This is a genomic window from Neobacillus camarae (genome assembly GCF_054950115.1).
Map to the genome: position 1 here is coordinate 1,068,503 of NZ_JBUCKX010000002.1, position 24,090 is coordinate 1,092,592.

Annotated in this window: 18 protein-coding genes; 7 read left to right on the forward strand and 11 right to left on the reverse strand. The window is 44.9% G+C overall.

The features are described 5' to 3' along the window. Window positions 1-93: 93 nt before the first annotated feature. Window positions 94-1,665 carry an N-acetylmuramoyl-L-alanine amidase gene (locus tag ACY8D0_RS12760; protein WP_462410884.1) on the reverse strand — a complete coding sequence of 524 codons (1,572 nt, stop codon included), beginning with the start codon at window positions 1,663-1,665 and terminating at the stop codon, window positions 94-96. A 258-nt stretch (window positions 1,666-1,923) separates the two neighbouring features. Here ACY8D0_RS12760 and galE point away from each other — a divergent pair, with 258 nt between their 5' ends. Beyond that, entirely contained in the window at window positions 1,924-2,895 is a 972-nt protein-coding gene (gene galE, locus ACY8D0_RS12765; RefSeq protein WP_462410885.1) for a UDP-glucose 4-epimerase GalE, read from the forward strand. Window positions 2,896-2,973: 78 nt separating this feature from the next. Here the strand turns inward: galE and ACY8D0_RS12770 are convergent, their stop codons facing one another. Then, on the reverse strand, window positions 2,974-4,272 hold the full coding sequence (locus ACY8D0_RS12770; protein ID WP_462410886.1) for an NCS2 family permease: 1,299 nt from the start codon (window positions 4,270-4,272) through the stop codon (window positions 2,974-2,976). 211 nt (window positions 4,273-4,483) lie between these two features. Between ACY8D0_RS12770 and ACY8D0_RS12775 the strand changes: the two genes are divergently transcribed. After that, the gene (locus tag ACY8D0_RS12775; protein WP_462411355.1) at window positions 4,484-7,528 is read left to right on the forward strand and encodes an efflux RND transporter permease subunit; all 3,045 of its coding nucleotides are present in this window, start codon (window positions 4,484-4,486) and stop codon (window positions 7,526-7,528) included. Between the two features lie 93 nt (window positions 7,529-7,621). Next, on the forward strand, window positions 7,622-9,583 hold the full coding sequence (locus ACY8D0_RS12780) for a bifunctional 2',3'-cyclic-nucleotide 2'-phosphodiesterase/3'-nucleotidase (protein WP_462410887.1): 1,962 nt from the start codon (window positions 7,622-7,624) through the stop codon (window positions 9,581-9,583). A gap of 37 nt (window positions 9,584-9,620) precedes the next feature. Here ACY8D0_RS12780 and ACY8D0_RS12785 read toward each other — a convergent pair whose 3' ends face one another. The 3 genes from ACY8D0_RS12785 to ACY8D0_RS12795 are packed head-to-tail and all read right to left on the reverse strand — an operon-like array spanning window position 9,621 to window position 12,656. Beyond that, window positions 9,621-10,517 (reverse strand): glycine betaine ABC transporter substrate-binding protein, encoded by an 897-nt coding sequence (locus tag ACY8D0_RS12785; protein WP_462410888.1) that lies wholly within the window; start codon window positions 10,515-10,517, stop codon window positions 9,621-9,623. After that, window positions 10,517-11,368, reverse strand: a complete 852-nt coding sequence (locus tag ACY8D0_RS12790) for an ABC transporter permease (protein WP_462410889.1) — start codon at window positions 11,366-11,368, stop codon at window positions 10,517-10,519. The genes ACY8D0_RS12785 and ACY8D0_RS12790 overlap by 1 nt, the downstream gene beginning before the upstream one ends. A 1-nt stretch (window position 11,369) precedes the next feature. Beyond that, entirely contained in the window at window positions 11,370-12,656 is a 1,287-nt protein-coding gene (locus ACY8D0_RS12795; RefSeq protein ID WP_462411356.1) for a quaternary amine ABC transporter ATP-binding protein, read from the reverse strand. A 286-nt stretch (window positions 12,657-12,942) separates the two neighbouring features. Here ACY8D0_RS12795 and ACY8D0_RS12800 point away from each other — a divergent pair, with 286 nt between their 5' ends. Next, window positions 12,943-13,509, forward strand: a complete 567-nt coding sequence (locus tag ACY8D0_RS12800; RefSeq protein ID WP_462410890.1) for a GbsR/MarR family transcriptional regulator — start codon at window positions 12,943-12,945, stop codon at window positions 13,507-13,509. A gap of 24 nt (window positions 13,510-13,533) precedes the next feature. On the opposite strand, the gene ACY8D0_RS12805 is transcribed toward ACY8D0_RS12800, so the two are convergent. Then, window positions 13,534-17,073 carry a bifunctional 2',3'-cyclic-nucleotide 2'-phosphodiesterase/3'-nucleotidase gene (locus tag ACY8D0_RS12805; RefSeq protein ID WP_462410891.1) on the reverse strand — a complete coding sequence of 1,180 codons (3,540 nt, stop codon included), beginning with the start codon at window positions 17,071-17,073 and terminating at the stop codon, window positions 13,534-13,536. 543 nt (window positions 17,074-17,616) lie between these two features. Between ACY8D0_RS12805 and ACY8D0_RS12810 the strand changes: the two genes are divergently transcribed. Further along, window positions 17,617-18,450, forward strand: a complete 834-nt coding sequence (locus ACY8D0_RS12810; protein WP_462410892.1) for a YitT family protein — start codon at window positions 17,617-17,619, stop codon at window positions 18,448-18,450. A gap of 43 nt (window positions 18,451-18,493) precedes the next feature. Here the strand turns inward: ACY8D0_RS12810 and ACY8D0_RS12815 are convergent, their stop codons facing one another. Next, complete coding sequence (locus ACY8D0_RS12815) at window positions 18,494-18,640, reverse strand: hypothetical protein (protein WP_462410893.1); 147 nt, start codon at window positions 18,638-18,640, stop codon at window positions 18,494-18,496. 329 nt (window positions 18,641-18,969) lie between these two features. Here ACY8D0_RS12815 and ACY8D0_RS12820 point away from each other — a divergent pair, with 329 nt between their 5' ends. Then, the gene (locus ACY8D0_RS12820; protein WP_462410894.1) at window positions 18,970-19,410 is read left to right on the forward strand and encodes a ferritin-like domain-containing protein; all 441 of its coding nucleotides are present in this window, start codon (window positions 18,970-18,972) and stop codon (window positions 19,408-19,410) included. A gap of 85 nt (window positions 19,411-19,495) precedes the next feature. Here the strand turns inward: ACY8D0_RS12820 and ACY8D0_RS12825 are convergent, their stop codons facing one another. Further along, the gene (locus ACY8D0_RS12825) at window positions 19,496-19,774 is read right to left on the reverse strand and encodes a hypothetical protein (RefSeq protein WP_462410895.1); all 279 of its coding nucleotides are present in this window, start codon (window positions 19,772-19,774) and stop codon (window positions 19,496-19,498) included. 400 nt (window positions 19,775-20,174) lie between these two features. Continuing rightward, window positions 20,175-20,738 carry a glycerol-3-phosphate acyltransferase gene (locus ACY8D0_RS12830; RefSeq protein WP_462410896.1) on the reverse strand — a complete coding sequence of 188 codons (564 nt, stop codon included), beginning with the start codon at window positions 20,736-20,738 and terminating at the stop codon, window positions 20,175-20,177. A 124-nt stretch (window positions 20,739-20,862) separates the two neighbouring features. On the opposite strand from ACY8D0_RS12830, the gene ACY8D0_RS12835 reads away from it, so the two are divergent. Next, entirely contained in the window at window positions 20,863-21,198 is a 336-nt protein-coding gene (locus tag ACY8D0_RS12835) for a hypothetical protein (protein WP_462410897.1), read from the forward strand. Between the two features lie 64 nt (window positions 21,199-21,262). On the opposite strand, the gene zupT is transcribed toward ACY8D0_RS12835, so the two are convergent. Both zupT and ACY8D0_RS12845 read right to left on the reverse strand, forming a co-directional pair. Continuing rightward, window positions 21,263-22,072, reverse strand: a complete 810-nt coding sequence (gene zupT / locus ACY8D0_RS12840) for a zinc transporter ZupT (protein ID WP_462410898.1) — start codon at window positions 22,070-22,072, stop codon at window positions 21,263-21,265. Between the two features lie 487 nt (window positions 22,073-22,559). Then, window positions 22,560-23,972 (reverse strand): S1C family serine protease, encoded by a 1,413-nt coding sequence (locus ACY8D0_RS12845; RefSeq protein ID WP_462410899.1) that lies wholly within the window; start codon window positions 23,970-23,972, stop codon window positions 22,560-22,562. Between the last annotated feature and the right edge of the window lie 118 nt (window positions 23,973-24,090).

Here is a 24,090-nt window from a genome sequence, read left to right on the forward strand (position 1 = left end):
AATTATTATTTATAAAATAACAGGTGAATCAGACAGGGGGATTGAAAAAAAAGAAAACCCTTGCTTTCCAAGGGTTCCTAGTCTTCAAAGATTTTAACTTGTGATACTGCTTCGTACCGCCTGCATAGTACCGACCGCTGACTCAAGCATTCTTCCATAAAGGTTCAAAACGGATTGTCCGTAGCTGGCACCAGGAACAGCCCATTTTCCATTTAAGCCGGTCCAAGTTGGCGCGGAGCCGCGGGAGACTAAATGGAAGCGGGGGTCAACAAGCGGATATTGGTTTGGCAGCGGGTTCGTTGTGGTGTATGCATACAAATGCTGCATATGGGCAATGACTCCCTCTTCCGATGAGGCAAAGATTGCTCCCGGATTGCTGCCCCCAGTCGCCCCAATCCCGGCAAAATTGTTTTGTCCCGGCTGCACCGCTCCAGTAAACCGGAAAAAGTCCGTCTCGTGCATGGCTTGCGCAAAAGCAACGTCGCCTCTGATCCCGTAATATTGGCCAATTTGTAAATAAAGGTTACCTAATTCAGGCGCACTCGGATTGATTTGTTTGACAAATTGGTCCATCTGCATTGGGGACAGCAGAGTCGGGCCCAGAATGGTATCGACAGGCAGTGCATTATTGCCGGATTCTGTTCCTGCAACTGGTGTCTCAGCCAGGTCCGAATCAGGCGTTATGGTCACTGGCGTTTCGGGAACAGGATCGGCCGGCGTTTCAGGCTCAGTCGCAGCAGGCGGGGCTGTTTCAGAACTAGGTGCTGTTGGCTCAGCCGTGTTTGCCGGAGCCGAATTGCTTGCATCTCCCCGATCGGCAACGATAAAGGCATCCTGGAAACCGGCGCTTCTGAGTTCGGTCAGTTTATTTTCTGCATTCGCACGATTAGCGTAAGCACCTGTTTGCACCCGGTACCAGGACACTCCGTTGATGACCGTTGTATCCACAAAGGAATTAATTCCTCGTGCATGAAGCGAGGCCACCCGCTCGTCGGCATTATCTCTTGACCGGAATGAGCCTGCAAGCACTTTAAACAGGGTCCCAGCGGGCGCATTCGCCGTCTGCTGTGGGCTGCTTGACGCGGGCGGAGCAACAGGTGCTGGTGCTGGATTAGCCTTTGGCTGGAGATTAAACGCCCTGGCTAATCCATTGGCATGTCCTTGGGCAACGGTTTGGCGCCATTCCGGCTGACTCATGAGCGCAGCATCACTGGAATTGCTGATAAATCCGTTTTCCGTCAAAACCGCATCCATTTTAGATTCCCTTAGTACATGGTAATTGGCTTTTCTTCTTCCACGGTCCGGAAGCTGGTTTACTCTGATGACTTCTTCATGAATCATTTGTTGGATACTTGCGGTCCGGGACGAATCGGATAACCCGATGTAAATATAGTCCTCATAACCTCGGGCTGAACTGCCGGCCGAATTGATGTGAATCGACAGGAAAAAATTAGCCCCCCATGCATTGGCGTCGTTGGTCCGTTGAGCTAAGCTTACAGTGGCATCGGTCGTGCGGCTCATTTTCACTTGAACATTTTCATAGTTGTTGACTAAGATGGATTGTAAACGAAGGGCAATATCGAGTGTTATATCTTTTTCATTTAGTCCATTACCTTGGGCACCCGGATCCGCGCCTCCATGACCTGGATCTAAATAAATCTTCATTACATCTCCTCCATACTCTAATTTTCAGGCAGCAACAAGGGAAAGGTGGTATTGGCAGGTCCTTGTCATGTTATTCATTCGGCGCCCAACTTGTTCTAGGACTTTCGATTCCACTTTATTGGGAAAACAGGACTAGGGATAAAAACTGCATTTATTTGGTATGTGGGTATCTTTTACAATAGTATCATTCGAGCAGCCAGATTACGAAAGTGTTATAATACGGTAGGAAAGTGAATCTTAACTAAGGGGAAATGAAGCATGATACTAGTTGTCGGCGGTGCCGGCTACATTGGCAGCCATCTTGTTAAGGAATTAGTCGAAAAAGAAGAAGTAGTCGTATTGGACAACTTGTCTACCGGCCATCGGGAATCCGTCGACCCGCGGGCGATTTTTGTGAAAGGTAATCTCGGGAACGAGGATGACCTCAATATGGTCTTTAGAAGTTATCCAATCAAAGCAGTCATGCACTTTGCCGCCAACAGCCTTGTTGGGGAGTCAGTAGTAGACCCGTTAAAGTATTATGAAAATAATGTGGCTGCTACGTTAACTCTATTAAAAGTTATGACGAAATTCAAGGTGAAGAATTTTATTTTTTCATCAACGGCCGCGACCTACGGAATTCCAAGTGTGGATATTATCAATGAATCGACGCTAACGGCGCCAATCAATCCGTACGGACATTCCAAGCTCATGGTTGAGCAAATCCTCGCTGATTTTTCAAATGCTTACGGATTGCATTATGTGGTGTTGCGCTACTTTAACGCAGCGGGTGCACATGAGTCCGGCGTGATGGGGGAAAGCCATAATCCTGAGACCCATTTAATTCCAATTATCCTGCAGCAGCTGTTAGGACAGAGGGAAAAGATTTCGGTGTTTGGCTCGGATTACGATACGAACGACGGCACCTGTATCCGTGATTATATTCATGTCACCGATTTGGCTTCCGCCCATATCCTTGCCCTTGAGGCGCTCCTCTCTGGCAAAAAAACAGCCGAAGTTTACAATCTTGGAAACGGCCTTGGTTACTCGGTGAAAGAGGTTATTGAAACTTGCGAAAAAGTAACGGGCAAACAAGCGAATGTGGAAATGGCCGACCGCCGTGCCGGCGACCCAGCAAGACTGGTCGCTTCATCCGATAAAATCTTTTCTGAACTTGGCTGGAAAGCTGAACGTAACCTGGAAAAGATTATCGCCGACGCTTGGAACTGGCATCAAAACCAACGGTACTAAGCCTAGTTGCCCAAAAATGAAAAAATGGAAATACTAATAAAAAATGAAGCCAGGGCAAATGCCTGGCTTCATTTATTTTTATTGTAAAAACGCTAATTGAATAAAGAATAGCACTGCAAACACCCAAACCAGCGGATGGACTTCACGCCATTTTCCCTTGGCTGCTTTTAAAAGTGGGAAGCTGATAAAACCGAGCGCAATTCCAGTGGAAATACTGGAAGTAAGCGGCATACTCAAAATCGTCAAGAATGCAGGAAACGCTTCATCAAGCTCATTCCAGCGGATTTTCGCAATGCTGCCCATCATCAAGCTGCCGACAATAATCAGCGCCGGTGCCGTAATGGCGGAAATGCCGGAAACCGCACTAACCAGCGGTCCAAAAAAGGCCGATAGGATAAACAAAATGGCAACCGTCAATGATGTCAGCCCGGTCCGGCCGCCTGCAGCGACCCCGGATGTCGACTCAATAAAGGCCGTGGTCGGGCTGGTACCAAAAATCGCGCCAACAGCGGTTGCAATCGAATCAGAGAGCAGTGCATGACGGGCTCGCGGCAGTTTGTCCCCCTTCATTAACCCTGCTTGATTGGCTACGCCGACCATCGTTCCAGTCGTATCAAAAATCGTTACCAGAATGAACGAGAATACAACGGCGTACAGACTGTAATGGATAACATCTGTAAAAGCGGTCAGCGGATTGGAAATCATTAGACCCTCAGGAAAGGATGGCAATGCGACAAATCCTTCTTTAAAGTGAATTTGCCCCGTGAAAAAGGCAATAATTCCCGTAATGATCATGCCAAAAAATAATGCCCCGTTGACCCTAAGCGACATCAAAATAAGAGTGATGGCCAGTCCAATCAGTGTTAACACGACAGATTTCTCATGAAGGTTGCCCAGTTTCACCAAATTGCTTGGGTCCGCGACAATAATTTTCGTTAAGCGCAAACTGATAAAAGCGATAAATAGACCAATTCCTGCCGTAATCCCATATTTTAAATTCTCCGGAATGGCTTCAATTAATTTTTCCCTAAGTGGCGTTAATGACAAAATCACAAATATAATGCCGGCTACAAAAACAGCAGCAAAAGCCGTTTGATAGCTAATCCCTTGGTGGGCGCCGACAACGGAGTAGGCAAAGTACGCATTGAGGCCCATCCCTGGCGCAATGGCAATTGGATAATTGGCAAACAAGGCCATCCACAGGGTACCGACGACGGATGCGATAATCGTAGCGGTGAACACTTGCTGAAATGGCACCCCTGCACCGGATAGAATCACAGGGTTGACGACCACAATATAAACCATGGTAAAAAAGGTTGTAATACCAGCCATCACTTCTGTTTTGATGCTGGTTTGGTTCTCTTGCAATTTAAACATAGAAGTTCCTCCAAAACACGAACGATATAATATCAACTTAACTATAATATTCGTTTGATAGTAATATTTCAATAGGTAAATTTAGTTTATCCCTTTTGCGTCCATTCATGACCCCTGTCGTCAGCTTGTTTCTGATTGCTATGTTTTATATAGTAATATGTAAGATTTTTACATAACAAATTTGCGTGATTGCCAATAGGGGGTTATTCCCATCCATATCAGTCATTTTTTCATTAAACGGCCAGTGTTTACTTTGGTTACAATGCTTCTTGCCGTCATCTTAGGAGCGGTTTCCTTATTCAATATCCCGATGAAGTTGATCCCTGAAATCAGCCCGCCAGTCGGGGTAATCGTCACCACCTATCCGGGAGCCAGCCCCAAAGAGATTTTGGAGAAGGTGACCAAACCGTTAGAAAGCAGTTTGGCCACCCTGCCTGGCATCAAAACCATGACATCCACGTCACAGGAAGGTGCCAATCTCATCATTTTGCAGTTCTCTTGGGCAACCGACATGGAGGATGTGCAGGATGAAGTCCTTCAAAGGCTCGACATGACGATGTTGCCTGATGACGTCGGGAAGCCAAGGTTTTTAAAATTTGACCCATCGCAATTTCCAATCCTCCAGCTATCGCTCCAAGCCAACAGGAATGAAGTAACCTTAAGGCAACTGGCGGAACAACTCAAGCTGGAGCTGAACAAGGTAGATGGGGTGGCAAGCGTAAATCTTTCCGGAACTTCTGTTAAGGAGGTTCGGATTGAGTTGGACCAAGAAATGCTGCGAATGTTCGGGCTCAGCCAAGCTGATGTCGTTCACATCATCCAAGCCAATAACATATCGCTTCCAGGCGATACCATCGTCACAGAGGGAAAAGAGCTGACCACCCGAATCATTTCAACGATTGATTCTATTGAAACCCTAAAGGGGCTGACGGTCGGCATCAATCCCATGAACGGGATGCCGCTCCTATTGGCCGACATCAGCCAAATCGAATTAACCAAGGCGGACGACCATACGATTACCCGAACCAACCGGAAACCATCTGTCCTGTTGAGTGTCCTGCAGCAATCTGATGCCAATACCGCAGCTGTTTCCAAAGAATTCACCAAGCGGCTAAAGGAACTTTTGGAAAAGGAAAAATACAAGGACATTGAATCGGAAATCCTGTTTGACCAAGGGGATTACATCCGGATGGCAATTGGCAGCATCTCCGATTCGCTGTGGATTGGCGGTCTTTTAGCCATGGCCATCCTATTCTTGTTTTTAAAAAATATTACCAGCCCGCTGATTATCGGCGTCGCGATTCCTTATTCGGTCATAGTCACCTTCGTGCTGATGTATTTTTCTGGGTTTACCTTAAACATTATGACCCTCGGCGGACTGGCACTTGGGATTGGGATGCTGGTTGATAACTCGATTGTTGTCATCGAGAACATTTACCGGCACTTGTCGATGGGAAAAACCGCACAGTCAGCGGCCATCGACGGGACCAAAGAAGTGGGGGCTGCCATTACCGCTTCCACGTTCACCACGGTGGTGGTTTTTTTACCGGTGGTCTTTATCACAGGAATTATCGGGGAACTGTTTACCGAATTTGCCTTGACCATCTCCTTTAGCTTATTGGCTTCCTTATTTGTGGCACTGACGGTCGTCCCGATGCTGGCAAGCCGTTTGATAAAAAAACCAATCCACATCCGGGAAAACAGGCGGCAGAAAAATAGCTGGCAGAAGCGTCTGGAAAAATCAGTCCGTTGGGCGCTCAGCCACCGGGCTTTGGTGTTACTTTTGACCGTCATTTTACTAGTCGTCAGCTGCTTTGGATTAACAAAGGTGGGGACGGCTTTTTTACCCAACACGGATGAAGGATTTTTTAGCGTTGTGGTAGACCTGGAAAATGGGGCTGCTCTTACGGAAACGGAGAAAGTCATGACTGCGCTTGAAAACCGGCTGAAGGATGAAGCGGAGGTGGATACCTATGTAAGCCTGATTGGTACCACGCAAGAGGAGAGTTTCAGGGGCACGACCAAAGCAAATGTTGCCGAACTTTACGTGAAAATGAAAGACCTGAACGGCAGGGGCCGCACGACCTTTGCCTTTGTGGACGATGTGAAGGAAGAATTGAAAAAAGCCGCCAGGCAGGCCAATAAGACGGCGGAGCTTTCCTTTAACCTGCAATCCACAAGCGGAACACACCCCAATACCCTTACATTTAGTGTGCGGGATACGGATAAACAGCGGTTAAAACAGTCTGTCGATAAGATTTATGATCGCTTAAAAGGGCTTAATCAGGTGAATGAATTATCGACCGACTTGATGGAAAAAGTGGACGAGGTCCAAATAACGGTTGACCGGGACAAGGCCTTGATGAATGGATTGGCCCCCGCGCAAATCGCCATGATGGTTAATGATGTCACCCAGGGGACCAGAGCCACCCGGATAGTAACAGGGAATGGGGAAATCTATAGTGTTTTTGTCGAGTATGACCGCGAAATCACAAAGGATTTGGACGGGCTAAAGGGGCTGCTCATGAAAAAGCCAGATGGCAGCTATGTGACGCTGGGGGAGGTAACCCATATAGAGCGAAAAAGCGGACCGGCTGCTATCAGGAGAATGAACCAGCAGGATGCCGTCCAATTCACATTGAAATACAAAACCACCACCAATTTGGGTGAAATGGGAAAACGGGTGGATCAGGAACTTGCCAAATTGAACTTGCCTGCTGAGACGGAAGTGGTGTTTAGCGGGGAACGGGAACTGCTGCAATCTTCATTGGACGACTTAATTTTCGCTTTTATCCTTGCCATCGTGTTTATTTATCTGGTAATGGCGGCCCAGTTTGAATCATTAAAATACCCATTTGTCATCATGTTTACCGTTCCTTTGATGGTGATTGGCGTGGCCGCAGCATTAACCATCACGCACACGCCAATCAGTCTAACCGTCATCATTGGGGGAATTGTCCTGGCGGGCATTGTGGTTAACAATGCAATCGTAATCGTTGACTACATGAATCAAAAGAAGGCAGCCGGTATGGATAAGGCAGAAGCCATCGTCGTGTCGGTGAAGGATCGGACAAGGCCGATTTTAATGACCGCGTTGACGACGATCCTTGGATTAATTCCGCTGGCGTTGGGGATCGGGGAAGGCACGGAAATCAACCAGCCGATGGCCATTACAGTGATCGGCGGCCTCGTCAGCAGCACCTTCCTTACCTTGTTTGTCATACCCATCGTCTATAGCCTGTTTGACAAGAAGTAGACAGTGTAGTTCATTCCAAATAAGGATCATATTACCAACGTATTTGGGGATAATATATCTGTTTAATGGCCATGGATGAGGGAGGATTCAGGTTTGGTAAGTAAAATCCATTTACTATTCGTTTCATTGGTGCTAATGGCCGGCGTCATCGCTGGACAATGGCGGCCATTGCGTGTTGCGGCGGAAGAGGGGGAACCTGTGATTCAATTGCGTTTATTGGAAACGACCGACATACATGTGCATTTGGCCAACTATGATTATTATCAAACAAAAGAGGACCAGGGAGTGGGGCTCGTCAAAACCGCCTCGCTGATTAAGCATGCGCGGGAGGAAGTCCTCAACTCCCTTTTATTTGATAATGGTGACAACATTCAAGGTAACCCATTAGGTGACTATGTGGCCAAGGTAAAAGGTTTGAAAAATGGCGAAACCCATCCGGTATTCCGCGCCTTGGACCGCATGGGATATGATGCCGTAACAGTCGGCAATCATGAATTCAATTACGGGTTGGATTATTTGAACCGGGCCATTGAAGGGGCAAAAATGCCGGTGGTGAACGCAAACGTTTATCAAGCCATGGAAGATGAACCCTATTTTGTTCCTTATGTCATCTTGGACAAAAAAGTCGTTGATAATTTGGGTCATACCCATAATTTAAAAATTGGCGTCATTGGCTTTGTTCCTCCGCAAATCATGGAATGGGATAAAACCAACCTGGAGGGAAAGGTCACGGTCAAGCCCATTGTGGAGACTGCCAAAAAATATATTCCGGTTATGAAGAAGAAAGGGGCCGATGTGATTGTGGCCCTTGCGCATACCGGAATCAGCAGTGAATCGTATGAACCCGGCATGGAAAACGCCGCCTATTATTTGGCACAGCTCGACGGAATTGATGCCATTTTATCTGGGCACTCCCACAATCTTTTTCCGGGGCCGTTATATAAAAATTTGCCCCATACGAATCTTGAAAAAGGGACCATCCATGGGAAGCCTGTCGTCATGGCTGGAGCATTTGGCAGCCACCTTGGAATCATTGACCTAAATCTGCAAAAAAAGCAGGGCAAATGGTCCGTAGTGGACGGAAAAAGCATGGTCTGGGGGATTGATGATGAAAAAGTAGAAACTCTTGCCCCGCCCGATCAGGAGATCATGAAAGAAATATTACCCGAGCATCAAGCAACGATTGACTATGTGAATCAGCAGGTCGGGGAAACAACAACCCCCATATACAGCTATTTTGCCCTTGTGCAGGATGACCCTTCCGTGCAAATTATTAATAATGCGCAAAACCAATACTTAGTGGAAAAATTAAAAGACCCTGCCTACGGGAAATTTTCAAATCTACCTGTTCTCTCGGCGGCAGCTCCCTTTAAAGCAGGTGGACGCGGCGGACCAGGGTATTATACTGACATACCTGCAGGCACGTTAGCAACTAAAAATATTGCGGATTTATATGTGTATCCCAATATGCTCCAGGCTGTCTTAATCAACGGTGCACAGCTAAAGGAGTGGCTGGAAATGAGTGCGGGTCTCTTTAATCAGATTAACCCAACACAGCAGGGGGAGCAGCAGCTCATCAATCCCCGTTTTCGTTCCTATAATTTTGATGTCGTTGATGGGGTGAACTACCAAATAGATGTGACAAAGCCTGCCAAATATGACCCTAATGATAAACTGATTCATCCAAATTCCAGCAGGATCGTGAATCTCACTTATCAAGGAAAGCCGGTGACGCCTGATCAGAAGTTCATTGTCGCCACGAATAATTACCGGGCTGGAAGCAAAACGTACCCGGGAGTTAGCCAAGGGGAAGTGATTTTTAATGGCCCGGATGAAACCCGGCAAATTCTGATGAACTATATCCAAGAAAACGAAACGCTTAGCCCGACTGCTGATGGCAATTGGTCGATAGCGAAATTCAATGGAACCGCGACGGCTGTATTTGAATCCTCGCCAAGTGCCCAAAAGTTTGCCAAGCAATTCGCCGATATTCAATACCTCGGTCCTTCAAACGGGGGATTTTCCAAATACCTTTTGGATCTAACTGTACAATAAAAAGGGCAGTGCGCGCGGCACTGCCCTTTTTATTTTCTTACTTTAAATCCTCTATCGAATCAATATCCATATACGACGGAACTACCAGTCCCAGTTTGGTGCCTTTTAGGTTTTCTCCCAGATCTTCGAATTTGCCTTTATATTTTTCGTAATAGTCGGCATGGGTGGAAGGCAGCCAGGCAGCCACGATGCCGTCTAAGCTTCCGTCCGCAATACCGGTCCACATGGGGCCAGCTTCGACCTGGCGGAGAGTTACCTTATAGCCGAGGTCCGACAGCACTTTTCCAACGACATTCGTGCTGGCAATTTCACTATCCCATGCCACATAGCCAAGAGTCAGCTTATCACCGGATACTTTGTTGACACCATCCGTCCATTCACTGACTTTATCAGTGTTATCTTTTATCCAGCTGGCAGCGGCATCTTCAGGAGAAGTCCCGCCTTGAATATCGTTCATGACAATGGCCATATCGTCAGCTGTCCAATTGAAATGATCGAGTACCTGATAAGCCTCTGGGGCATCTTTCTTTAAGCCGTTGCGCACGACAGTATGAATGCTTTCGTCTTTCCCAAAAACACCTTTTGGGTCCTCTAAGTATTTTAAATCAAAGCTGGCAAACATCCAGTGTGGTGTCCAGCCGGTGACTATAATTGGTTCCTTTTTGTCATAAGCTTTTTTCAGGGCAGCCGTCATCGCTGCACTGGAACCTTCCACGAGTGTCCAGTCGTCTAGGCCATATTCCTCAATGGCTTTTGCGCTGGCCTTCATTAAGCCGGCACCAGGGTCGATTCCGATGATTTTATAATCGACCGATTCGCCCACAGATTCAGAACCTGAAGTCTCTTTGTCACCGCTGGTCTTGTCGGACCCGCAGGCGGCGAGCCCCAATGCTAGTAAGGCTGCCGAAAGCATGAACATCCACTTTTTCCTCATTACATAACTCCCCTTTGTTTTTTATTTTTTCCTATATTTTGAGTGATCCGGTCGAGGACGATGGCGATGACCACAATTGCCAAACCGGCTTCAAACCCTTTCCCGATTTGAATCTGGGTGACCGCGCGGTATACATCCGCACCCAGTCCCGGCGCCCCAACCATGGATGCGATCACCACCATTGACAGGGCCAGCATGATGCTTTGATTAATCCCGGCCATAATCGTTGGCATGGCAAGCGGCAGCTGAACCTTTACCAGCTTCTGACGTGTGGTTGATCCAAAGCTTTCAGTGGCTTCGATAATATCCGCAGGCACCTGTTGAATTCCAAGAATGGTCAGGCGGATTGTCGGCGGCATGGAAAAGATGACGGAAGCAACCACGCCAGGAACCACGCCGATATTAAAGAAGAAGATGGCAGGTATTAAGTAAACAAACGCCGGCATGGTTTGCATAAAGTCCAAAACCGGAGTAATCATTTGCCGGAAAGCTTGTTTTTGTGACGCCCAAATTCCGATAGGCACTCCAAGTAGAATCGAGATGATAACAGCTGTTAAAACAAGTGCCAGTGTTTCAAGCATCGGTTCCCAATACCCTAAATTGGCAATTAAAAATAAACCAATCAAGGTGAATAACGCCAAACCTTTATTTGATACTTTCCAGGCGAGTAAGGTTAAAAGAATCATAAGTACATAGGATGGAATAAATTCAAATCCGGCAACCAGTCCATCTACAACGGCTTCAAGGACGTTAGTGATTCCATCAAAAGCTGCTTCCAAGTTGACCGTCAGCCAGTTTACTAGAACATCGACCCAATCAGCAATGGGAAGCTTAGGTAACCAGTTTTCCATATCAATTCACCCCCTCAACTGAACCGAATGGCCTATCTGGCAATTCCGACTGGCCTGACGCCACTTCCGTTCTCGTGGTTTGCACAAGCTGCCATTCCTCTGTTCGGCCGGCTAAAGCCCCGATCACAGCGCCTCTGACCAAGATGCCAAGAAGACGTTTTTTCTCATCGACTACCGCAACGGGAATGACGGCAGTAGAAACTTTTTCAAATAAGTCGGTTAATACGGTATCCGGCAGTACCGTAGGGACATTCTCTTGTAAAATTGAGGGCAGCCCTTCTTTTCGTTCAAGGGCATCCTTGGCGTCTGAAGCAGTGATTGCTCCAAGCAAGGTTTTCTTTTTATCCACGACGTATATACTTGAGATTCCTAGTTCTCTCATCGTTTGCAATGCGACCCTTGGCCCTTTGTCAATAGATATTGACTCTGCACGTTTCATGACGTGACGGGCTGTTAATACTTTAGAAAGGTCAACATCTTCTACGAATCTCTCAACATAGTCATTGGATGGGTTCATCAGAATTTCCTCAGGGGTGCCGATTTGGACAATCACTCCGTCTTTCATGAGAGCAATCCGGTCTCCAATCCGGAGCGCTTCGTCCAAATCATGAGTGATAAACACAATCGTTTTTTTCATGGTGGACTGCAGTTCCAGCAATTCATCCTGCATATCTTTCCGAATCAATGGATCCAAGGCGCTGAAGGCTTCATCCATCAGTAAAATATCGGCGTCATTGGCCAGTGCCCGGGCCAGCCCGACCCGCTGCTGCATCCCGCCGCTTAATTGGCTGGGATATTGCTGCTCATAACCTTCGAGGCCAACGAGCTTCAAAGCCCTCATCGCTTGATCTTGACGCACTGTTTTCTCAATTCCCTGGATTTCTAAGCCGTATTCAGTATTTTCGAGTACGGTGCGATGGGGGAGGAGGGCAAATTTCTGAAACACCATGCTAATTTTTTTTCGACGGAGGTTAATCAGTTGTTCCTTGTTCATCTTGATGATATCCTCGCCGTCTACGTAAATTTCACCTGAGGTGGGTTCAATTAGTCGATTCAGCATTCGTACTAAAGTCGATTTGCCGCTTCCTGAAAGGCCCATAATGACAAAAATTTCGCCCGCTTCCACCTTAAAACTAGCTTGGTTGACCCCAACGGTTGCGCCTGTCTTCTTTAAAATATCCTGCTTGGCTTCACCTTCTTTTAATAGCTTCATAGCCATCTTTGGCTTGCCAAAAACCTTTGTGACATTCCGAACTACAATCTTATTCATTTGTTCACCAGCCTTCATATCCTTATAAAAAGTGTTAGACTCTTCTATGGTGCCTGATGATGATTTTAAAAGTAACAACTTTTACTTTTTAATTGTATTGTTACTTGGATGCAATTGGCAAATGTGGTAATTGGTTAAAATCGTTCATAAAGTACGTACAGAAAAAACTGAATATAATAAATTTATAAAATACTTAGAAATCCTCCCGAATACTTCGGTTTCCTCCCAAAGTGTTTTCTTTACTTTTAAAATTATCGTGTTAGTCTTATAAAAGATACGTAATAGAAATGGGTGGGAATGAACCATGGAAGGTGAAAAGAGGCTAGTTCAGGCCCGTGAACGGGTAATCGAGGCAGTATCGCAGAACATGAATTTATACGGGGTTACGGAATCCGTTGGACGGTTGTATGGCGCTTTGTATTTCCAAGATGGTCCTTTGACGCTTGATGAAATGAAGGAAGAGCTCGGTATGAGTAAAACGAGCATGAGCACTTCTGTTCGAATTCTCCAAGACCTTAAAATGGTGGATAAGGTTTGGAAAAAAGGGGTAAGGAAGGACCTCTACCAGGCGGAATTGGATTGGTATCAGACCTTTATCGACTTTTTTACCATCAAATGGAGAAATGGCATCTCAATTAATGTCTCGGCAATGGAAAAGTCACGTTCGGAATTGGAATCACTTGTAAAAGATCCTATGGTGGATGAGCAGATTAAGCAGGAGGCAGCCAGTGACTTTGAAAAGCTGATCGAAGCACTTGAATATTATGATTGGCTCAATCGGTTGGTTGACAGCTTTGAATCAAAAGAAATTTTTAACTATATCCCCAAACAGTCAAACAAAAAAGAAAACCAGCTTAACGAAAGGGCCTGACCCCGATGTTAAGCTGGTTTTTGTTTAGTTTACACGTTGGATACGGCCTTCTGCTTTGTACTCGAATGGGTTTGCAAGTGTTTTGACGTAGTCCACAGTTGCTTGCAGGTCATCTGAACCCACTTCTAACCCGCTCGCCAGCGGAAGAATTCCGTAGCTGGCATTGCCATACATGTAATTGTTTACGACAACGGAATATTCTTTATTTGGATCGATTTTGCTTCCATCTGGCAAGAAGATATCTACGACTTGGCCAGTTCCGGCAGCACTGTCGAAGGTGAAGGTATACTTGAATCCGGCAATATGGAAGTCAAGTCCTCTTGCGGTAATTTGCTTGTTCAATACCTCCCGAAGATCTGCGCCGCTAAGGTTGGTTTTGTTCAGCACATTTCCAAATGGCTGGATCGAGAATAAATCACCGAAAGTAACTTCTCCGGCGTCCAGATTGGCACGGACACCTCCGCCGTTCATCAGGGCAAAGTCACTGCCCATGGCTTGTTTCATACCATCGGCAATCAAGTTTCCCAAACCATTGTCTGCATTTTCGCCAACTGCCACAAATGCTGAAGGGTACGCTTTAACTAAATTAACCGAAGAATTTCCGACTACTTGAGCCTTCAGTGGCGCTACCAAGTCTTCATATTTTTTCATGATCGCCGAAACTTCAGGATCTGGAGTGTATTGGTCTTGATAAACAGTAACCACTTCGGCTTCTTTTTTGACAATGTCGCCTGTTTCAGGGTTGATGAGCAAATCGACATCAGAGAAGGCAGAGCCGTAAGAATAGGCTTGGACGATTAACTTGTTGTCCACGACCTTGTCATTGTAAACATGGTTATGGGCTGAAAAAATAACATCCACTTCATCGTCTACTTTTTCGGCAATTCTTGATGCATCATATAAATCCGTATAACCGTCTTGTGCTGCTGGATTATGGGCAAGCACCACAATGGCCTTCACGCCTTGTTTCTTTAACTCGGCTGTATATTTATTAATAGCTTCTACTTCATCAGTAATTTGCAGGTTCTCATTGCCTTTGGTCACAATCATATCCGGAGTTTCTTGGGTGATGACACCGATAAAGCCAATTTTTTGGCCTGCTACTTCTTTAATGGTATATGGCTCGTTTGTGATCAGCTTACCCGTTGATTTGTCAAAAGCATTCGCCGCTACAACAGGGAAGTCCATTCCATCATAGCCTTTCGTTCCTTTTGGATGTTCGCCGCCATTCATCATTCGGCGCAGCTCGGCAATGCCTTCGTCAAATTCATGGTTTCCCAGGGTGCCGACATCCATGCCTAAAGACTCCAATACTTCAACAGTTGGTTCATCTTGGAACAGGGCGGAGATCAGCGGACTTCCGCCAATCATGTCTCCGGCATTGACAAGCAGGGTATTAGGATTCGTGGCTTCCTGCTGGCGAATCGCAGCGGCTGTGTATTCCATGCTGCCGGCAAGCCGGTCTCCCACTTTCGTGTCTGTATCAAGCTGGCCATGCAAATCATTTATACCAAGCAGCTGCACGTTTACGGGTGTGAAGCCGATGTCCAGTTTATAAATTCCAAATCCTTGAGCGTCTTTCTTTCCAGTATAGGAGATATTGCCGCTGTCCTTGGTATAATTCGCGCCTTCTGGTGAAGAGGTAAAGGTCACGTTCACATCTCCAGGAATAGGGGCAATCGACCAGTTATTATCAGCTGTTGGTGTTATGGTTCCGACTTCTGAGATATAGTCCATCAAGATTTGACGGTTTTCATCAGCAGAATCAATGACGAGTTCACTGCCTTTGACACCAGGGAAGTTCCCGCCTCCGCCGGCACGGTAGTTATTCGTGACCACGATAAAGTCTTGGTTAAGATCTACTGGTTGTCCATTGTAAGTCAGGTTCACAACACGGCTTGAGTCAGGGTTGACCACATTCCCTTTTACATCATATTTTGCTGGGACCGTCACATCAATTTGGTATTGTACTCCGTCGATGACATCAAAGTTATAAACCGGAAAATTAGGATCTAATAAAGCTTGTTCATCGGTTTTTTTAGGGTCAATCGTATTATATTTGCCAGCTGTCATTTCAATCCATTCTTTAACGGTAGAGCCTTTTACTTTTATCGCTTTTAATGTGTTGTCATACAGGTAAAGGTCTCCTGCGCTTCGGATGGTTAAATCGCCTTCTTTAATTTCCGTATATTCCGCGACTCCGTTGCGTCCGGCTTTAAATGGAGCACCGACAGACAGAACTGGCAGGTCTTTCAGTTCAGGCTTGTTCGTGGCAATGTACTTTTCTGCATACCACTTTTGTGCATTGGTTACCACTTGGATGGAAGGGTCATCCTGCACAAGGGCAAAATAGCTGTAAATGTCATCGGTTGTTTTGCCGATTGGTGTATTGACGTAATTAATCGTTGCTTCGTGGTCGGCTTTAACAGCGTCCACAATAGATTTCACTGGTTCTACCGCCGGCGAATCAATCTCGCGTGTCTGTGATTGAGAATCGGCTACTTTCCATTTGCCTTTTTCCTTAACAAGATCCAGGTCGATAATTCCTAATGAACCGCCGCCATAACCGGCTTGAACGGCAGGAACACCGTTTATGGTTCCTTTAGCATTGTCTACTCCAGGAAGAACTTTGCCGCTGGCATCTTTAAATAGTCCATCCAGTGCAGTTTCTGATTTTGCCGGGAATAGTTTATGAGTATGAGAGAAGGTAATCGCATCTATGCCAGGCACTTCACTTAGTGCGTATATGACATCTTCTGTATTATCTTTATTTCCGCTGAATCCGGAGTGAGTCATGGCAACAATAATGTCTGCGCCTGCTTCACGCATTTGCGGGATAAAATTCTTCGCCGTATCCACGATATTTTTGGTTATGACTTTTCCATCAAGGTTAGCTTTATCCCAGTCGTTGATTTGCGGAGGCACGAAACCGATGAAACCCACTTTAATGACATTTGTCTTGCCATTTTTATCGGTTACTTTTTTATTGATAATTTTATAGGGAGTAAATTGGTTTACATCATTATCTGGATTAGTATCATGGTCATCTACATAAACGTTAGCGTTGATGTATGGGAAATTTGCATCATCATAGGCTTCTTCAAGGAAATCCAGACCATAGTTAAACTCGTGGTTGCCCAAGGTGGCCATATCGTAACCCATTTGGTTCATCGCTTTAAATACCGGATGGACTTCTCCCTCTTCTAATGGATCCACTTTGGCTTTATAAGTGCCAAGAGGAGTCCCCTGAATCAAGTCCCCGTTATCAACCAATAGGGTGTTTTTGGCTTCCCCGCGGGCTTTATTCACCAGCGCGGCTGTGCTGGCAAGTCCAACTTTTGCATATGGGGCATTTTTGTAATAGTCATAGTTTAGCAGGTTCGTATGAACGTCGGTGGTTTCCATTAGCCGAAGATTTACTTCAGATTGAATGGAATCCTTAGGACCTTTCGCATTTGATTGGGCATTGACTTGTGTGGCTGAGAAGAACGGCATGGCAAGTAGTGTTACGGCAAGTGACGTTGACAAGATTTTCTTAGTACCGCTGGAATTTGTCTTTTTCAACCTGGTTTATCCCCCTAATTTTTATTTTTTTGCAGCAAAAAATGTCAGAATCCTTCCCAAAACAGAAATGGTGAGCTGACTTGAACTGTAAAACGAACAACCGCTACCTATTCTTAATACTCTGTTTTTTATTAAGAATATCCTTTCTGGTTTTTCTCCTGGATTTCTGGTATTTTGATCATTTTCTGCTTTTTTTTGTATCCAGTTCCTCTTTATCATAAGAAAATTCTATGTTTTCTGTAAGGGAAAGAAGTCATAGGACAATGGGTGCGTTTTCTCCGAATGATTAGTATAACAGTTGCCATGAATATACGTATTTCGACTGAAATTATTAATATACGACACTATTTATTGTCGAATATTCGTATTTTGAGGGAGTGGGATAAGGTAGGAGGATATAGGAAAATATAACTATAGCGCAGGGTTGTTTACAAAAAATTTACATGTGAATTTTGTAGATTGAAATGCTCTGTTATAGTAATATCAAATGGAATTTATTAAATATATTGGTGAATCGACTTAAGATATTGAAGGATGAAAAATATGAAAAAAACATTAAAAGATTTTGCCATGATTTTGGTTGGTGCTGTCATTTTTGCAGTTGGTGTCAGCTGCTTTACGATTCCTAATCATTTGTCGGAAGGAGGCATTTTAGGAATCACCATTATCACACACTATCTATTCCAATGGTCCCCTGGCATTGTTAACTTCGTATTAAATGCCGTTCTGCTTGCTATTGGCGCTAAATTTTTTGAAAAAAGAACGTTAATTTATACGCTGATTTCCATTGCGGCCTGTTCGGGATTTTTATATGTAATGGAGGATATGGGGAAAAAGCTAACGGACGATTCCTTATTAGCGTCGCTGTTTGCCGGTCTGTTAGTAGGCATTGGATTAGGGTTTATTTTTAGAGCGGGAGGAACGTCAGGTGGAACTACCATTCTAGCTAGAATCGGGAATCAATTATTTGGGTGGAGTATTGGCAATGTCATGCTGGTTTTAGATTTGGTAGTTGTGGCGGGATCGGTCTTCATCATTGGTTTGGAAAAAACGATGTATACGGTGCTGGTCGTGTATATCGGGGCTAAGGCAATTGATTTTATCGTCGAAGGGCTTGATGAGAGGGTGGCCGTGCTAATTATTTCCAACAACTCAGGAGAGATACTCGAAATAATTAAGAATAAAATGCTGCGTGGCCTTACCGTATTGGACGGACGTGGGGGTTACACGGGGCAAAATAAACAGGTACTTTATATAGTAATTAGCAAGCAAGAAATTGTCCGCCTTAAGAATTTGATTCATGAGACGGATAAAGATGCGTATGTTACGGTTCATAATGTGCATGAAGTAATGGGTAAAGGCTACAAAGCCAGTTAGAAAGGAACCAGTCCCTATTTCGGGACTGGTTTTACTTTATTAATCAGGTTAAAGTATCCTCTTGCTGATTGTTTTGTTGGATCAGGTCCCTTACATCCTGAGTGATTTTATCAAAGGTTTGGTTGACACGATCCATGACTGCCTCTGGATCGTTTGCTGCCTTGCCCTCGCTGCGGTTATCTTTATCCATGCTATCACCTCCAATGATAGGATGTGTAAATATGGAATGTATAAACATGAAAATTTGGCGGGAGGTTCGGCAAAGCAAGGGCGTGACCGGCATTTAACCGGGAATGCTTGGTTACCAATAAAATCCAAAAGTAAGTCGTAAGTTTGCAAAAATAGGTGGTAAAGAGCTAAAGATGTGTCGTAAACCAGGGAAAATAGGCAGTAAAAGTCTACAGAGGGACCATCAGACTGCCGGTGGCAACCAATAATGGCCGAGAGATTGTTTTGTTTTATTGCACCCATAAGCTCCCCCTCCCGTAAAATAAATAAAGAACGCGGGGAGGTGCAACCATGTATCCTTTTACCAATTATTTGGATGCGATAAACAGACAGACCAACCAACTCATCGGTGACATTGAACGGGCAATCAATGGGGAATATAGCGCCATTGACTGCTACGCCAAGCTGGCCAATTTGGCACGAAACCAACAAGAACGGGAGCAAATTCTTGAAATTCGCCAGGATGAAATCAAGCATTACCAACATTTCGTCCAAATTTATCAAAACCTGACCGGTAGGCAGGCACAGCCGAAAATCATCGAAGATTGCCCCAACACCTATGTGGCGGGTCTCGAGTTTGCCCTTCAGGATGAACAAAAAACAGTCGATTTTTACCTGGAAATTTCCGATATGGCCACAGACCCCTATATCAAGGAAGTATTCAATAGGGCAGCCAAAGACGAACAGAACCATGCTGTGTGGTTTCTTTACTATTTTGTCAAAGCTAAATAAAAATGCGGCAAGCACCGTGTGTGGACAATACTGCAAATTTGTTCACGCACGGTGCTTGCCGTTTAATGGAGTGGTGGTCCGCAGGTTATTCATTGCCGTTAGATGTCCTTTTTTCCTTTGGTGCCTCGCTTGCAGAGGCCTGATTTTGACTGGCTTCCCCTGTTTTCCTCTTTTTGTCGCTCAAATTAGGTAGGATGAGCAGGGCGAGGATAATCAGCAAAGCCCCAAAGAACTGTTGTGTTCCGAAAATGAGATAAATTCCGTAAATGATCATGAGAATACCAATCAGCCGTTGAATCCATCTGATGATTCTCAGAGCTATCCCCCCTAGATGTATTGATATCCAAAACTTACCATATAGCATAAATATTACGTCCTTAAGACTTATATGCGTTATTTGTCGTTTTGTTATCCCAGCTTAAAGAAAGAGAATGAACTTTTTGTAAAATTTTGCTGGACAAGCGCATATTCCCCAATCGTATGTATATTTAAGGTTCTCCCTTTTTAATAAAACCCATTTATTACTATAAAAAATTTTTTTGATTATTTATAAGAAAGAAACTGTATCATGTGGGTACATGTGTCCAGTGTGGTTTAAAAGGAATGGAAGGTTATCGGATTCTTGTGGAAATAAATACTTGTGTGGGGAATGGTTCGTTTAAAATGGCTGGTCTGCCGGATGCTGCCGTAAAAGAATCAAAAGAACGGGGTTTCAATCAAGACACAATAAAAAATGTCCGCTCCAAGCGAACATTTACTAGCGTCTATTTTTTTATTAATCTTTCTTTTATATCGTTCTTTTGAGTTATCAATATAAGTAGAACAATGACAACTGCGAGTAGGCAGGATTCCCATTGATAGTGCCTGATGGCCAGAAATACAGGAATCACCAAAAACGAGCTCAATCCTGCAAGGGTGAGACTTTTCCAAACCAAATAGAAAAGGAGGAAAATAGGGATTACCGCCGGTATAAGCAGGGGTTGGAAAACGGCCATCCCTCCTACAAAGGTAGATATTCCCTTGCCACCTCTGAATTTCAAGAATACAGGTTTTAAATGCCCGAAAATGGCCAGTGCTAAACCGGCCAATTGAACAGGCTCAGAAAATTCGAGATAACGGGCAGCCAAAACCACGAGTGCACCTTTTAGGGCATCCCCAAGAAACGTAAAGAGAAAGGCCTTTTTTCCATAAAGCCGCCCAGCATTTCTCGCGCCGACATTACCGCTGCCTTGATTCCGAAGGTCCCCGCGATAAAAAAACTTTGACACCAGATAGCCAAACATCAGATTGCCAGCCAGATAAGAACAAGCCAAGTACATCCAGACCATCGAACACCACTGCCCATCAACCAAATTGAACTTCTTACTTTATTATATAGGGTTTAGGACAAATAGTGTGTATAATGGTCAGTTTAAATGAATTGTTTTAAAATATTTAACAAGGGGGATCAGCATGAATAAGAACATCAAAAGTGTTTTAGTATACATTGGATTAATAGCAGCATTAATGGTCTTGTTTGCAATTGGGTATGTTGTCTCGATTGTATGTTTCTATCTTTTTATTGGAATTATTATGCTCCCAATCGTAGTCGTTCTAACTCCGATTGCCATTTTGGCATTATGGTATTTTGTACTGAAACCAGTAAAAAGCATCATCCTGAAATTGCTGTTATTGATCATGCCATATCCAATTTATTACCACCTGCTCATGTATTTGGATAAGGAAGTCTCATGGAGTGGGGAAAGTACGTTAAAAATGTATGTAGATTACTTTAAGGAATTGTTTTAATAAGATGTTTGAGATTCAAAAAGAACCCCCACTGCTTTAGCGGTGGGAGTTGACAGAAAGAATCCTAGATAAACAGCAGCAAACTAATCGCCATGACGGCCATGCCGCCAATCAAACCATAAATCGATAAATGGGCTTCATCATATCTTTTTGCCGCCGGAAGTAGTTCGTCAAGGGAAATGAACACCATAATCCCTGCAACGGCTGCAAATATGACCCCAAATGCAATTTCGTTCAAAAATGGCATCAAGAACAAATAGGCAACTAAAGCGCCAATCGGCTCCGATAGGCCAGAAAGGAAGGAGAGTTTAAACGCCTTCCGTTTATCACCGGTAGCAAAGTAAACCGGTACCGATACGGCAATTCCTTCGGGGATGTTATGAATCGCAATCGCCACCGCAATCGCAATGCCCAGCTTTGGGTCCTGCAACGCGGACGTAAAGGTGGCAATTCCTTCCGGAAAGTTATGAATTCCGATGGCCAATGCCGTAAACGTGCCCATCTTTAATAAGTCTGGCTGCTTCACCTTACTTCCGTTGCCATCCATATCCTCCACGGTACGAAGCTCGTGGGGGTTGGTTTGTTTTGGGATGAATTTGTCGATGGAGGCAATCAACAGCATTCCTGCAAAAAAGCCGCCGACGGTCAGCCAATTACCAGGCACTTTGCCTAAAGCATCCACGAGAGCGACTTTTGCTTTGACAAAGATTTCAATCATGGACACATAAATCATGACACCCGCAGAGAACCCAAGAGTGAACGATAAAAACTTTGTATTGGTATGGTGAGTGAAAAACGCCAGCAGGCTGCCGATTCCGGTTGCAAGGCCTGCGAACAGCGTCAATCCAAAAGCTAATAACAGGTTTTCCGTCACTTTCGTTTCCCCTTTCTCATTTTCTTAAATTTTGCAGAATAGTAATGAAGGATATTTTTAAAGTTATACTTTTATATGCTTGAGTTCAGAAATGTTTCCTAAGAGAAACATATTGCCCAAACATACCTATAAAAAAAAAGGCTCTGTTAATTTTGGCTATTGATTTCCGCTTCAGTCGCTCGCTTTAAGCGGGATTGGGGGAGCCCTCGGTGCTAGAAGCCCCTGCAGGGTCTCCCCCCAGCCCCATACTCCCGCAGGACACTGAAATTCATCCCCGAATCCGCCCACGCACGAAGAAAATACGATAGCATTTCGAGGAGTCGAGTGCCTTCCGCTCCAATCAACAGAGTTAAAAAAATTAACATTATCGTTTAATAGAGCAAAAAAAAAGAGGGATGCAGTAAATAAACTGCATCCCTTCTCGCCGGGTGGTGTCTGTTATATACGAAACCCTAGTTTCCTACACTTAGTGTATCCCATTGATAACTTACTTTTCTTCATCTTTTTGGTTTTGTTTTTGCTGCTGTTGCTGCAGGGCAAGCAAAATATCCTGGATATCAATTTTTCCATCATTGTTTACGTCCGGTATGGCAGCCTCAGGCTGGGATGGCGGCGGGGAAGCGGGCGGTGTGGCAGAACCGGTACTTACAGAAGCCGCTGGAGCTCCCCCCGCCACGGCAACCGCTGGCTTTGGCTTCAGGGCAAACGTAAAGATTAGCAGAATAATAATGATCAGGCCGGCAACACCGTCGACAATATAAAAGATGGTGGTATAATCCGACCATAAAATTTTGCTTGAGTCTTGCCGTTTCACGGAATTACTGATATATTCCTTGATTTCCGAATGATTTGGGTAAATCCGCTGAACCGCTTCGAATTTTTCGAGAGCTTGTTTATAGTAGCCTCCCCAATATAGTTTCAGGCCGTCCCGGTAAAGCTGATCCGTCTCACTCTTGGCATTTTTCGCGCCTGCTTGATTAACGAATTCCTTGACCGTATTGACCGGCACAGCAAAATTAAAGCCTTGCACTTCCTGTCCATTGACCGTATCGCCCCTGAACGTCAATAACCCGATAATCTGGCCTTTGTCATTGATCACCGGACCGCCGCTATTCCCATGTGTGGCCGCGGCATTGATTTGAATGACTGGACTTCCTTGGTCAGTTTTTTTCTCGGTGGCCGAGATTTGTCCGGCATTCATGGAAGAAACAAGCGAGGAATCCGGTGATAACAGGTCGGAATCAGCGGCAGCAGGATATCCGCTCACCCAAATATTATCTTGGTTTTGAATGTCATCGGAATCGCCCAGTGTTAAAGTAGGCAGGCTCTTGCTTTCAATTTTCAGCACCGCCACGTCTTTTCCTTCATTAATAGGGGCCCCGTAGCTTTTTATTTCCCCGTCCAGCTTTTCACCGCCAGGCAAAATCACCTTGGTTACTTTTTCAATCCCGGTATATTGGGTCCATGCGACCAAATAATCATAGGCCACGTTGTAATCTTCCTGGAAGTAATCGGCCATAGTGGCGACCAATTGATCAAAGGCGGCATTTGCGACCTCCTCGTCTTCCATTTTTCCGACCTCAACGACGTGGGCATTGGTGACAACGTATCCGTTCGAACTAATGACCGCTCCCGAACCGGATCCTCCGATGACGGTTTGGTATCCTAGTTGGTTAAAAACCGCTTCTACATCGGGATTGTAGTCATTAAATTGCCAGCCGACCACCGCATAATCGAGAATCCGCACAACAGCCGGTTTGGTGTATTCAGCGAGTTTTTGGGCGTTGGATAATTTCCCCGTGGAGGGCTTGATATTTATTAAGAAAAAGGACGTTACAATCACTGCAACTAGCAGCAGAATGATAGGGATGGTAATAAGGGCCCTTTTTTTCAAATGCATTTCACCTCTTAAAAATGGAATTTTGGAACTACAAATGTAATATATTCCTTGTTTTAAAAAATAAAGTTAGTCCCAATTAAATAATTTTTCAGCAAGCTTTCAGGTGGCCAAGACTTTT